The following is a 14214-nucleotide window of genomic DNA, read 5'->3' on the forward strand; positions in this document are numbered from 1 at the left end:
GGTACCCGACCACGTCGCCGGACTCCGGAGCCGGCCTGGCGGTCACGGCTGGACCGACCCCGATCATCAGCCCGGCGACGTGGTCGGGTACCAGATGCGCCGTGACCCACCCGGGCCCACACCAAGATCATCCACCGGCCCGCCGTCGTCGCCCGTGACAAGCTCGGCGAACGCGCCGAGCTTGTCACAGTCCAGCGGCTGCGCGATCCAGCTCATCCTTGAGGAACCGGGCGTAGTCGACGGCGACGGTGTCGTAGGCGGTCGGGGTGCTGCTCAGATGGTCGGATTCACTCATGGCGGAGGACAGTGGCCCCGGACCCGACGTTCAGCTCTCCGCCTCGAGCTCCCGCTGGCGCGCGACCGACGACGGTCGCGCCGACAGCCGCAGTTCACCTCCCGGCACGAAGTCCAGTGTCACCGCTTCGAGGCTGGTGCCGATCGGCGGGAAATCATCCGGCGTCGGATGATCATCGCCGTCGTCGAGGTTCACGAAGTCGACGAACGCCGGAGCGTCGGACCTCGGTTCGGTGACCGAAACCTCTACACCGAACCGTCCCCGGTGCCCTGTGACAACGCATCGCACCACCTGAAACCGGTGAAGACCGCTGAGCCGCCACAGCTGATCATCGTCCATCATGTTCCACCATCTCAGAAGTCCACGCCCCTCTTCCAGGGAACCCATTCAGTCTTGTCGTGGTCGATCAATGAATTGAAGTCCTCGAAATCATGATCCTCGATGATCCACTGCAATCCACCGTCATTGTCGTGGAACTTGCGATAGTAGCTCGGGTGGAATTCATTCACGAATTCGGGCTTCATTGTGAACACATGGTATCCGTCTTCGTACACGCCCTGGCCGGCGTACTTACGGACCACGGACTCCGAATCAGCCAGGTAGGCAAAGCTTCTGTCGTTGGCGTCATACGCCGTGTGGTTGGCGGGATTCAACCCGCGTGCCTCGGAGGCCCTGTTGCCCTTCTGAGGCGAGCGATAGAGCTTTACCGGCTCGCAGTTGTGGACCAGGACCGGCGTGGCGCCCGCCGAGACGTAGTACGTGTGCGCCGTGTCAACCGTGAGGTTGTAGACCGCCGCCCGCTGGGTCCAGGACTGGACCGCCTTGAGCTGGACCCGGGTGCCGGTGCCCGTCTGGAGCCATTGGCCCGGCTTGAGCTCCTGGGCCTTCTGCCACTTCTTGAGGTCCGGGACCCAGAAGGGGTGGCCGTTGGTGGCGGTGATGGCGGCGGTCTCGTCGCCCTTGTCGCCGTCGGTGTCGACCGTCAGCTTGAAGAGGTGCTTGAGGCCCTTGCCCTCTATCGTCCGGGTGACCTTCTGGGACGAGGTCCTGCCCGTCGTCGGGTCGGTGGCGAGGACCTTGTCGCCCGCTTCGACCTTTTCGATCGGTTTACGGGTGCCGTCGGCCATCACCACCTCGGTGCCGGGCACAAAGCTCTGGGCGACGGCGGCCTGGGCGACCGAGCCCGCCGTCTCCGCGCAGCTGACCGCCGTCTCGACCTTGTCGATGACGTTCTCGGCCTTGTCGAGCTTCTCGGCCGCCTTCGCGATGTCGTCCGAGTACTTCGCGGCCTTCCCGACCATCCGGCCGGCCTTCGCCGCGCGGACCAGGCCCGCGCCCGCGCCGCCGAGGGCCAGGCCCGCCACCGTGGCGACGGCCCAGGCACAGGCCTCCGCGTCGCCCTTGGTCACACAGTCCCTGATGTCGTTGAAGCCCGTGACCTCGCCGACGACATTCCCGACCGCCTTCACGCCGTCCCAGACCGCGGGAGCGGCGTCGACGGCGAATTCGACGGCGTTCGAGACGCTCTCGACGACCACACCGGTCGTCGCGACCGCCAGGGCGCGCAGATCGTTGACGGCCCGGCTGGCGTCCGCGATGACATTGCGCGTGGCCGAGACCAGGATCGCCGGCAGGTTCGGATTGGCCGTCACGATCGCCGCGGCCACGGCGATCACCGGTGCGGCAGCCGCCACGATGTGCGGGATCGGATTGTGCTTGGCCACGAACGCCGCCGCCGACTTGGCCTTGCGGGTGACGGCGGCTCTCGCCGCGCGGTACTGGCGTTGGGCCTCGGCGGCTTTCTCCCTGACCCACTGGGAGGACGAACTGGCCGCCGAACTCAGTTTGTTGCCTGCCCATCTGGTCACACTCACCAGCGCGTTGACGGCCGTCTTCGCGCCCGACTTCCGGTAGACCCACGAGGCGACCTTGCCGGTCACCTCCAGGGCCCGGCTGACGACGGAACGCACATGGCGCACCGGGCCGCTGTTCCATACCGCCTTCGCGGTCTTGACCGCCATGCGGACGTACTTGTTGTTCTTGACCTTGTTCTTGGCCTTGTTCCAGGTCCTCGAACACCAGCCGCAGCTCGGCCAGTTGCCGTCCGGGTCGGTGAAGTCGAGCGGCGCGCCGGCGCCGTACGCGTACCGGTTGGCGAGGATCGACGCGCCCGAGGCGTAGGTGTACGCGTCACGGGAGTCGAAGGTGCCCGAGCCCGGGTCGTACCAGCGCGCGCCCATGTTGACCTGGTCGGTCTCCGGGTCGGTCCAGTCGCCCTGGAAGCCCGCGTTGCCCGACACCTCCTCGGAGGAGGAGGCGATCGTCTGGCCGAACGGGTCGTACGCCGTGGACGAGGACAGCGTCGACGCCGCGCCGTTGGTGGGCGACATCCCGCCGACCAGGTCGCCGTGCTCGTCGGAGACGGTGAGCTGCGCCGGGCCGCCCTCGGCGACCGACATCAGCTCGTCGGCGGCTCCGCGTCCGTAGGTGGCCGAGTTGTCCTTGACCGGATCGGGCGCGAGTCCGGCGTACGTGAAGTCCGCACCGTTGCGGTCGGCGACCCGGTCCAGCGCGTCGTAGCTGTACGAGGTGCCGGACTCGCCCGCCTTCGTCAGCCGGTCGAAGGCGTCGAAGGTGAACTCCTCCTCCAGCCCGGAGCTGGTGCGGGAGGCGAGTGTGCCGCGCGAGGAGTAGTCATAGGTGTAGTCGCCGTCGGACAGCAGCCGGTTGCGCTCGTCGAAGGTGGCGGTCTTGGCGCCGTTCTTGACGCGGTTGCCGCTGTCGTCCCAGCCGTACTCCGTCGTCGCGCCGTCCGCCGTCCAGGAGGTGAGCCGGCCGGCCTGGTCGTAGCCGTAGGTGTTCTTGCCCGCCTTGGCCGTTCCGGTGGTGGTCTTGCCGACGAGATGGTCGTTGGTGTCGTAGTCGTAGTCCGTGGCGGCGACCGGGGCACCGCCGCTGTTCTTCACCGTGTCGGTGTCGACCCGGCCGAGCTTGTCGTAGGTGAAGGAGCGCGACTGGCCGGAGCCGTAGTCGACCCGCTCGACGGCGCCGGAGCCGTCGTAGTCGTAGGTCTGCCGCACTCCGGTGAGCGGATCGTCGGCGGTGGCGAGCTGCTGCCGCGCGTAGGTGAAGGCGGCCGTTCCCGCGGCGTCGGTGCGCTCGGTGAGCAGACCGTCGTTGTTGTACTCGTACGAGGCCTCGCCCGACGGGCCCTTCGCCGTCAGCAGCAGACCGCGGTCGTTGTACGCGTACGTGTTGTCGCCCTTGGGCGAGGACGCCTTGACGAGCCGGCCCGCCGCGTCGTAGCCGTACCTCTTCTCGGCGGTGGCGACCTCGGCGCCCGCGCCGCTCTCGCGGATCAGCCGGCCCGCCTTGTCGTACTCCCGTTCACGGGTGACACCGCCCGGCGCGTTCACCTTCACCGGCTGGCCGAGCGCGTCGTACGCCGTCGTCCAGGTGCGCTCGGCGGCCGACGGATCGCGGGCGGTGGACGGCTCGACGACGGACTCGGGCAGACCGAGCGAATTGACCGTGTAGACCGTCCTGTTGCCACGGCCGTCGGTGTAGCGCGTGCGGTTGCCGAGCGCGTCGTAGCCGAAGGACGTGGTGATCGACCTGGTGTCGGTGACCGGTTCCCTCTGGCTGGTCAGCCGGTCCAGCGCGTCGTACGTGTAGATCGTCTGGCGTCCCTGCGCGTCGGTCGCGGTGGTGAGGTTGCCCGCCTGGTCGTAGCCGTAACCGACCTTGCGCAGCTCGCTGTTGGTCGCGTCCAGGTCGGCGTCCTGGACCAGCTGGCCGAGCGCGTCGTAGAGCTTCGACGAGCTGCGTCCGAGGCCGTCGGTACGGCGCACCTCGCGGCCCGCGATGTCGTAGCCGAGCTGGGTGGTCACACCGGCCGCGTCGGTCACCCGGGTGATCTGGCCGAGCCCGTCGTAGGCGAACTGGCTGAACGTGCCGCTCGGCGCGGTCTGCCTGACCACATTGCCCAGGTCGTCGTATTCGTTGCGGGTGGTGAACGCGCCGGGTACGGGCCTGCGCTCGATCTGGGTGGTGGTGAGCGGCCGGTCCATGTCGTCGTACGTGGTCTCGGCGCGGGCCCCGTTCGGGTCGGTGACCGAGAGCACCTCGCCGGTACGGGTGTAGGTGTACGACCAGGTGGCGCGGTCGTCGCCGTTGCCCGTGGGCTCGTCCCTGGCCATCAGCCGGTTCTGCCGGTCGTACTCGTAGCGCGTCACCCGGCCCAGCGAGTCGGTCGACTCGGTCACATTGCCCAGCGCGTCATAGGTGCTGGTGACGGTCGGCGTGACGGGAGTGGCCGTACCGGGCGCGAGATAGCTCGGCGCGGTGGCCGCGATCACCCGGCCCAGCCGGTCGTACGTCGAGCGGTTGACGTTGCCCAGCGCGTCCATCGAGTCGGTCACGGCGCCGAAGGTGTCGTAGCCGGTGAAGGCGGTGGGCCGGGAGGCGACGGGCGCGCCGCCGCCGGACTCGGTCATCACCTCGGGCGCGATCCTGCCCGCCGGACGTCCCAGCTCGTCATAGGTGTACTGGGTGATCCGGCCGCCCGCGTCGGTCTGGGACGTGGTCAGACCGCGCTGGTCGTAGGAGTACTTCGTGGTGCGTGACTGGGCGCCGTTCTCGACGGTCTCCTGCGTGGCGTTGCCCGCGTCGTCGTAGACATAGCTGACGGTCTCCGGGTTGACGCTCACCGGCCAGGGCACATTGGACGGCAGACCGCCGGAGGTCGTGCTCTTCACGTTGCCGGCGAGGTCGTAGGTCACCGTGGTACGGCGGGCCACCCCGCCCGGATCGGTGACGGTCGACTGGGTACGGCCCACGGGGTCGTAGGTGTACTGCGTGACGAGCTTGCCGTTGCCGGAGGTCTCGGTGAGGACGTTGCCGGCGCCGTCGTACGTGTTCTTCTCGATGACGACATCGCGCTTGGTGCCGTCCGGGTTGTGGAAGTCCTTGAGGGTGACGGACTTGACCAGGTCGTCGCCGAAGTACTCGTAGACGACGGTGCGGCCCATCGAGTCGGTGTTGCGGGCGACGCGGCCCGCCATGTCGTACGCGTACGACGACAGCACCGTGGACTCGTCGTCGCCCCCGTCGTCCTCCCAGTCGCGCAGCCGTGACTCGGCGGGCATGTTGCGCGCGGTGTAGGTGTAGTCGAAGTGGTTGCCGTTGGCGTCGACCATCGAGGTCTTGTTGCCGAAGACGTCGTAGGTGTACGAGGTCTCGCCGCCCTCGGCGTCGGTGACCTTCTCGGGACGGCCGCGGTCGTCCAGCTCGAAGGCCATCACGCGTGTGGCGTCGCCGCCGAGCAGATCGCCGACCTCGGTGCGCACCACATTGCCGTCGGCGTCGTAGGTGGTCAGCGTCTTCTGCTGGTGCCTGGCCGTGGTGACGGCGTTGGTCGCGGCCGGATCGGTGACCGAGACCAGCCGGGAGAGCTTGTCGTAGCCGAAGGTCGTGGTGACACCGGCCGGCTGGGCGTCCGAGACGCTGGTCTCGGTGAGCTTGCGGCCCAGCGCGTCATAGGTGAACTTCGTGACCATGCCCGACGGTTCGGTCAGCCACGCCAGGTCGCCGCTCTTGTAGTAGCGGTAGCGGGTGATCTTCCCGAGCGGATCGGTGGTGGTCAGCGGCAGGCCGGTGGCCGTGTTGCCGCCGTCGACCGCGGGCTCTGTACCGATCGTGTAGGTGTGCCGGACCGTGCCTCCGTCAGGAGAGGTCTGGAGGGACAGCGAGCCCTTGTCGTTGTACTGGTACTGGGTGCGGAAACGGTTGTCCGTGGGCCCCGAGGAGCGGCCGTCGCGCGTCTCCGAGGGCTGGTCGGCCCGCAGGTCGAAGTCACCCGCCGGCGTCGGATAGGTGGTGTACGACGTCTGGCAGTCGTCCTTGGTCCGGCACGTCCTGCGGCTGGTCACATTGCCGCGGTCGTCGTAGCCCAGCGTGACGGTGTCGCCGTTCTCGCTGGTGATCTCGTCCTGGTAGCCCTTGTCGTTGTAGCCGAACGTACGGATGGCCACACCGTCGACGGGATGCCGGATGAAGTCCGGCTCGGTGCCGCCGTCACCGGGCGGATTGGTGCAGAAGGCGGGATCGCCCGGATCGGGCTGGGTGCAGATCTCCTCGGGCGGTCCGGGCGAGTCCGACGGGGACGGCGTGGCGGGCTCGCGGGCGCCCAGCGCCATCGGCTCGCCGTAGCGGAGCATCTGGCCGGTCAGTCCGTCGTACTCGTAGAAGTACGGCGCGTCCATCGGGTCGTGGACCTCGATGGTGCGCCGCAGGTCCCGGTCGTCGCCGAAGACCGCGGGCGAGCCGATCTTCCAGGTGCCGCCGTTGCGGTCGGTGTACTCCTCGACGCGGTCGCGCGAGGTGTCGTAGCGGACCTCGGAGGCGGCGCGGCCGGAGGGCAGCGTCGTGGAGGTCAGCAGATCGGCGGTGCGTCCGCCCTCGCGGAAGTGCCCCGCGACCACGGACGAGCCCAGCGGATGGTGGTAGACCGCGACGTCGTCGAGGGTGCCGGCGAAGGACTTGGCAGCGGTGGCGCCCCAGCCGGGCCAGGAGCCCGGGGTGACCGGACGGGCGGCGCCGATCTGGTTGTACGTCAGATCGTTCTGCGTGAGCTGCTTGCCGCTCAGGGTGCCGGAGAGCCTGCCGTCCAGATAGAGGCTCTGGGTGGAGCCGGAGACGGAGAGCACGGCGTGGTGCCACTTGCCGTCGTTGACGTTCTTGGTGATGTCGGTGATCGGCTCCACGGTGCCGGTGGCGAACTGGCCGCGCAGCTTTCCGTCCGTACCGACGTAGAGCAGCGGGCCGCCGGCGGTCGGCGCGGTGCCCCAGGCCTTGTTCTGGTAGCCGACGAGCGGGCCGCCGACACCGGAGGCGATGGTCTTGAACCACACCTCGACCGCCGCGTCACGGCTCTTCTTGAGCGTGCCGGACGGCAGGTCCACCCGGGAGCTGGTGCCGTTGAAGGTGACGGCCGTACCGGGATCGCCGGTGATTCCGCCGGCCGCGCCGAGCGTGACATCGGTGTAGGTGCCGCGGTCCTTGCCGAGATTGACCTCGACGGCGCTGTTCGTGGCCGTGCCCTCGTCCTCGCCGAGCCGCCAGTACGACTCGGGACGGGCGTCAAGCACGGTGGAGCGGTAGTGGCTGCCCGCGCCGTAGCCGTACTGGGTGCAGCCGCCCGCCGGGTCGCACACCTTGTCGAGCCGGTCCCCGGTGTAGGTGTACGTCCAGCTCAGCGCCGCGCCGTCGACGGCGTTGGTGGCCACCTTGGTGACATGCGCGCCGGTCCAGGTGAAGGTGAGGGACCGGCCGCTGCGGGCGTTGACGGCGGTGGAGATCTTCCCGCCGGAGTAGGTGTAGGTGACGGCCGTGGAGAACGGATCGGTGATCTTCGTCAGCAGACCGGAGGAGCTGAACTCGTAGACCGTGCCGGACTTGTCCTGGAGCTTGTACGTTCCGGCCGTGGCGTCGGCGGTCAGCTTGGCGAAACGTCCGGGCGCCGCGGCGAACGTACCGTCCGCGTTCCTGCCGAAGCGGACGTCCTGGCCGTCCGGGTAGCGGATGACGACATTGCCCGTCCCGTCGTCGTCGGGTGTGAGCCTCATGTCGTACCGCGTCGACCAGCCCGCGCCGAAGGCGGCGTCACGCCTCGGGTCCAGGCTGTTGTACGTGCGTACGAGCGTCAGGTCCGGGCCCGCACCGGCCACGGAGGCGTCGATCGCGGCCGTGGTGAAGTTTCCGACGTTCGGGTCGAACTCCTTGTCCTGGGCCCCGGCGAGCCGCGAGGTGATCTCGGGCTGCGGGACGGCGGCGATCAGCGCGACCTGCGCGGTCGGCACCTCGTTCGACGCGTCCTTGACGAAGCCGCGCCAGAGATACGTCGTACCCCACTTCAGCCGCCCGGCGGGCACCGGATACGCGGATCCCGGCTGATAGGCGGAGGTGGTGCAGGCGACGGGCTTGTTGTCCTTGTCCGCCTCGCAGATCTCGAACTTGTACTGGAGCGAGGATCCGGGCGGCGCGTCGATGTCGACACCGGCCGCCCAGAGCTGCGGGGTGAGCGTCTGCGCCTGGTACCCGTTCGGCGGGAACTGCTCCTTGACCACCGGCGCGATGTCGAAGACCTGGAGGATCAGCCGCCCCGGCGGGACCTGCTCGTCGGTGAAGACCTTGCCGCCCGTGCGCACCATCGTGAAGTCGAGCATGTAGGTGCCCGGCGGCAGCGCCTTGATGGTGGCGTCGAAGGTGATGCGCCCGCCGTGGGCCACCTGGCCCGTGACATTGGCCGCGCGCTGCTGCGTGACCAGCTTGCCCTTGGAGTCGTAGGCCCGGTAGGCGAGGTAGTAGCCGCTCGACGTCCAGGTCTCGGCGCCCTTGTTGGTGACGGTGACCTTGACCTTGCCCGCCTGGTTCTGGAGGACCGGCGGATCGGGCACCGGCTTGGGGAAGGAGTACGAGGCGTTGTACGGCGAGTGCGTGACGAACAGCGTCGGCGGGTTGGCGGTGGTGTCACCGGTGAACTTCTTGAAGCCGAGCGAGTCGGAGGCCGAGGCCCGCAGGGAGAGGCCGTAGTTGGGCTGCGTGCCGTCCGCCCAGCGCTGCACCAGGTCACGGCCGCCCTTGCCGAGGTTGAACAGCTCACCGGCGGCCGGGCACTTGGTGGCCGAGGAGCCGAGGGCTATGTAGCCGTACGCGAAGGACCGGGAGGCGAGCGAACCGCCGACCGAGGGGCCCGGGTAGGCGCCGCCGGTCGCGACCGTCCAGGGCTGCGTCACCGGATGGACGGAGACGGAGCGCGGCTTGCACGAGGCCGCGTCGTAGTTCACGACCTGGAGCTGCGCGCCGAAGATGTTGTGGTTCCTCAGCTTGGTCTCAAGACCGGGAAAGCCGAGGTAGGAGGCGGTGGAGCCGTTCGTGCCCCTGCCGACGTGCAGTTCGTCGGCGCCCGAGACCGCTCCGCCGCTCGTGACGTACATGGAGGAGGACGACTTGGTGGTGTCGACCGAGGGATCGACCCGTACGGGGAACTCGCGCGCCGGATCGGTGAGCCAGTCACGGTCGACGCTCACCCGGAGCGCCTGGCCGCCGTCCCGCTCGATCAGTTCGTAGCGGACCGCGTGGGAGACGGCGCGCCCCGCGTCCTCCATGAATCCGGCGGGGATGACGGCCTTGGTACGGCCCTGGCCGTCGGCGAGGACGACGGAGCCCTCGCCGCCGTCGGCCGCGGTGCCGGGCCGGGCGGTCAGTCCGGTCAGCCGGAGGGGAAAGACAAAGCCGGTCGGAGCGTCGGCGGAGCGCAGGACCAGCGTCTCCTTGACTCCGCCCGCCCGCGAGTCCAGCCACAGATCGGTCTCGGGCAGCACCTCGGAGTAGCTGACCCGGTCGCCGTCCGCGCTGCCCCGGGCGGCGGCGGCGCCGTCCAGCCCGTAGGCGAAGGTCTCGCCGGAAGGGAGGGTGAGGGCGGCGAGCCGGTCCGCGTCGGCACGGTCCGCGATCCGGATGTCCACGGAGTCGGAGGCGTTGGAGAAGGCACCGCCGTCCGCGTCCGACTCGACCAGCGAGGGATCGATGGGCCGCCAGGCGCCGCTGTCGTCCTTGTAGTTGACGGGAACGGTGGACAGCTCGGTGGTCTCGGTGCCGTCGGCGTTGGCGTAGGTACGGCTGCGCGCGCCGCGCTCGGAGACGATCTCCTTGCTGGTCCCGCGGTCGAAGCCCGCCACCTCGCCGTCCGCGGCCGGCGGGGTGCCGACGGAGGCGGTGTTGCGTCCCTTGTCCGGCCTGTTCACCGCCTGGGCGCGCAGCGGGTACTTCTCACGCAGCGACGTCCCGGTACGGCGATTGGTCCTGTCCGCGACGAGATGGTCACGTCCCTCGGCGCTGCCCCAGCGCTGACCGGGCCCTTCGGCTCCGGGCAGCGGATCGGGGAAGAGCGGGAAGCCCGCTCCCGCGACCGCGAGCGTGCCGACGGTGAGCACACCGACGGCCGCCAGGGCGATGGCCCTGAACCAGCCGCCGCCCCGGAGACGGGTCATCAGGAAGCGTTGCGCAAGCCTTCGGTACGCCGGCACGGTCCCCCCACTGGGCCGAGGTGATTGATCTTCAGATCATGATGAGTGCATGACGAATGTGTCGAGTCGATAACGGAAGATTCACCTGGTGGTCGACTGCTCAAGATTTTTGTTCACCCGAGCGCTACCGCTCCGTTCACCCAGCGACGCCTAGCGTCCAACGCATGACTCTCAATTCGCCTCGTAGCTCGGCACGTTGGACGGCGTTGGCCATGGCGGTGGCCGCCTCTCTGCCTCTTCTCGCCGCGGTTCCCGGCACCGCCGAGGCCGCCGCTCCGGTCACCTGCGGCTCGAACGGAGCGACATACGGCATCGACTCGGCCGGCAAGCTGATGAGACAGGACATGCCTTCGCCGGTCTCGGGCAACACGCTGCCCGCCGCCTCCACCATCGACACCGGATGGACCGGCTACGGAAAGCTCATGGCCGGTCCTGGAGCGACCTTCTACGGGATCAAGTCGGACGGTCTGTACTACAGCCACCGGATCACCGCGAGCAACACCTGGGACGTGCACCACAAGAAGCTCACCACGGGTTTCACCCAGTACCGCACGGGCGAGCGGGCCGATGAGATCACCATCGACCGCGGCGGCTACATCTGGGGGCTCGACGAGACGGGAGCCCTGCGCTGGTGGCACTACAGCGTCACGGCCGCCGACGTCACCGCCACGGGCGGCAAGATCGTCGACATGGGATGGGACCGCTACGAGGCGATCTACGCCGGTGACAAGGGCGTGCTCTTCGGCCGCACCGCCGACGGCAAGATCTACCGGTCGCGCTACGACGTGACCAGCCAGCGCTGGCTGGAGCGCCATGTCCTGGCCTCCGCCTCGGACTGGACCGACACGAAGTCGATGTCCACCTACGGCGCGGACACCATGTTCCGCGTCAAGGCGAACGGCGAGGTCCGCTACTACCGCTACGACGAGGACACCCGCGACTGGCCGGTCTACAACAAGCTGGTGGCGAACAGCGGCTGGGCCAACGCGTACACGACGGTCTCCACGGCGCCCGACATCTGCCGGATCGACACCAACCACACGCCCGCGTCGCCGACCGTGGCCCGGGAGCCGAGCAGCCGCGGCAGCGTGTTCCAGTCCTCGACCGGCTCCCTGGAGTACGCGTACACCGACGCCCTCGGCTTCCTGGTGTACGGCCGCCAGACGGACCCGTCGGACTTCAACGGCGTCAAGTGGGAGACGATCGGCGGCAACGAGGCGTTCTCGGGACAGCCGTCGCTGGCCGAGCACACCGACGGCCGGGTCGTGGTGACCGCGCACAACACGACAGGCAGTGTCTGGCAGCGCAACCAGGCCGCCAAGTCGTCGGCCGACTGGGGCAGCTGGATCGATCTGGCCGGCGCGATGGCCCAGCACGCCGTCACCGCCAAGACTCCGTCAGGACTGCTCGTCCAGTTCGCCGTCGACGCGAAGGGCGCTCCCTGGTACCGCCTCCAGCAGCGCGCCAATGTGGACTTCATGGGCTGGACGCCGCTCTCCGGCACCGGCTTCTCCGGACCGCTCACCGCGGTCACCGTCCGCGACGGCGTCCAGCTCTTCGGCAAGAACGCCGCGGGTGTGCTGAGCACGGCGCTGTTCAAGGAGCCCGGCACCCTCTCCTCCTGGACGACGGTGGGCACGCGGGCCATCACCGGCACCCCGGCGGTGATCCTCTACCCGGGCTACCGTCTGCGCGTCTTCGCCACGGACACGACGGGCACGGTCGTCACGACCGTCCAGGACAGCGAGGGCTCCGCCTACGACGCGTGGAGCACGGTCGACGGTGTGACGGCGGACGGCTCACCCGCCGCCGTGATCAGCCCGCTGACCGGTATCACCGAGGTCGTGGTGCGCGGCACCGACGGCACGGTCTACAGCACCGGTGAGGCGGTGCAGGGCAGCGGCACATGGCGTGCCTGGGTCCAGACGAGCCAGGAGGCCGCCGCGACCGACCCGACCGCGTTCACCTTCAGCAACTCGTCCGGTCAGACCTGGGCCTACTCGTTCCGCACCGTGAGCAACCAGACGCGTGTGTACCAGGTCCAGCAGAACTTCGCGCTGAAGCGGGCCGAGGCCTCCGGCGCGGCGAAGCGGTCCGAGGCTCCCGCCTTCACCGCCCGTTCGCTGCCGGCTCCCCCGGCGAACTGACGCACGGAGGACCAGGAGGGCCGGCCGCGACCACGCGGTCGGCCCTCTTCTCCTGTCCCGGCTCCGGCCGGCCGGACCGGTCCGGGTCCGGTGTGTGCCGGTCCGGGCGGAGCATGATCGTACGGGAGACCACAAAGGTGAACGGAACGGCCGCGGCGGCAGCGATCAGCGGCGCGTAACGGCTGCCCAGCCGCAGAACGTCCACCAGCAGATAGACACCGCTCGTGGTGATCACGAAGTTCGCGGCGTTGGTGAGCGGGAAGAGCAGGAACTTCCGCCAGGTGGGACGCGTCCGGTAGGTGAAGCGGCTGGTCAGGAAGAACGATCCGACCATGCTCAGCAGGAAGGCCACGACATGGGACACGACGTACGGCAGCCTGCTCAGCAGCGCCAGGTAACACCCGTAGTACGTACCGGTGTTCACCACCCCGACCAGGGCGAATCTGAAGAGCTGGACCCGGACCGTCATCTCCGTACGCGCTCTCCCCGAGTGAAGTGACCGGCGCGCGCCGGTCCTCAGGAGTGTGACACAACCGGTCCGGCGCGAGCCGGTGGCCACACCTCCACATTTCGTCCACCACCGCCTCATCAAGACTTCACCTTTTCGGCATCCGCAGATGGTCCGGAAACGGAGGCACCGGCGTACGTTCCGCGCATGTCATCCCTACTGAGCAACCGGCTGGCGAAGCGGATTCTCCGTCCGGTCGCGGCCCGAGTGGATCAGCGCGTCAAGCGGTCGTCCTCCTCCCTGCGCTCCGATGTCGAAACCCTTCAGCGCGAGATGAAGGAACTGCGTGATCAGCAGTACGTGGTCGGCCTGCTGTTCGACAAGATGGGGCGCAGCGGCCCCCGGGTGTTCACGCCCGCCGCGTTCAACACCCTGGTGCGCCAGATCGCCAAGGTGAGCGGCCAGGAGGGCGGTGTCGCGCGCCGCAACGCCACCATCGCCTTCCGCAATGTGATCGCGCTGGAGGCCCTCGCCGTGGGCCGGCTGGCCGGCTCCACCGCCAACATCTGCGGCAAGCTCGCCACCGTGCCGCTGCTCGACCCGCCGAACAAGGACGTCCTGGAGATCGGCACCCTGCACGGGGTCTTCGCGGCCACGCTGATGCGGATGCTGCACCGCGCGGGCAAGGAGGCGCGGCTGACGATCGTCGACCCGCTCGCGGGCAGCCAGCTCCAGCCCGGCGCGGGCATGGGCGCCGACCCGACCGGCACACCGGTGCGGATGGACGTCGTACGCGAGAATCTCCTGCTGGGCGGCCGTGCGGGCGCCGAGGCCCGGATCCAGCAGGGCTTCTCCGGCGATCCCGAGGTACGGGCCGCGGTCTCCGACCGCGAGTACGGCGTGATCGTCGTGGACGGCGACCACTCGGCCGAGGGCGTGCTCGCCGATCTGGAGTGGGCCGAGGACATCGTGGCTCCCGGCGGGATCGTCGTCCTCGACGACTTCGGCGACGGGAAGTGGCCGGGCGTCAAGGAGGCCGCGGACAAGCATCTCGCGAGCGGCACCTCACGGCTGGAGATGCTCGGCCGGGTCTCCACATCGGCCTTTCTCCGGGCGCGCGCCTGACAAGTCCCTTGGATCCGGGCGCTATTGACGAAAGGTCTGGACCAACTTACGTTAGGCGCGTCGTCTCGCACCCGTACGCCTCCGGGTCCCCCACGCTCCCGGCCGGCCGGG

The 14214-nt window shown here is 69.1% G+C and carries 5 protein-coding genes; 2 read left to right on the plus strand and 3 right to left on the minus strand.

The window, feature by feature from the left end:
• Positions 1–325 precede the first annotated feature (325 nt).
• Together BFF77_RS05085 and BFF77_RS05090 are read right to left on the minus strand one after the other, a co-directional pair.
• The gene (locus BFF77_RS05085) at positions 326–637 is read right to left on the minus strand and encodes a hypothetical protein (RefSeq protein ID WP_066944220.1); all 312 of its coding nucleotides are present in this window, start codon (positions 635–637) and stop codon (positions 326–328) included.
• Between the two features lie 11 nt (positions 638–648).
• Positions 649–10347: a polymorphic toxin-type HINT domain-containing protein gene (locus BFF77_RS05090; protein WP_066944222.1), complete on the minus strand. Its 9699-nt coding sequence runs from the start codon at positions 10345–10347 to the stop codon at positions 649–651.
• 200 nt (positions 10348–10547) lie between these two features.
• Between BFF77_RS05090 and BFF77_RS05095 the strand changes: the two genes are divergently transcribed.
• A complete protein-coding gene (locus BFF77_RS05095) occupies positions 10548–12530 on the plus strand; it encodes a DUF8189 domain-containing protein (protein ID WP_066944224.1) in 1983 nt (660 codons plus the stop codon).
• Here the strand turns inward: BFF77_RS05095 and BFF77_RS05100 are convergent.
• On the minus strand, positions 12493–12999 hold the full coding sequence (locus BFF77_RS05100) for a GtrA family protein (RefSeq protein ID WP_079124846.1): 507 nt from the start codon (positions 12997–12999) through the stop codon (positions 12493–12495). The genes BFF77_RS05095 and BFF77_RS05100 overlap by 38 nt on opposite strands.
• Before the next feature lie 186 nt (positions 13000–13185).
• Here BFF77_RS05100 and BFF77_RS05105 point away from each other — a divergent pair, with 186 nt between their 5' ends.
• On the plus strand, positions 13186–14103 hold the full coding sequence (locus BFF77_RS05105) for a class I SAM-dependent methyltransferase (protein WP_066944226.1): 918 nt from the start codon (positions 13186–13188) through the stop codon (positions 14101–14103).
• The last annotated feature ends 111 nt before the right edge of the window (positions 14104–14214 follow it).

The organism is Streptomyces lushanensis (genome assembly GCF_001700515.1).
Classification (GTDB): domain Bacteria; phylum Actinomycetota; class Actinomycetes; order Streptomycetales; family Streptomycetaceae; genus Streptomyces; species Streptomyces lushanensis.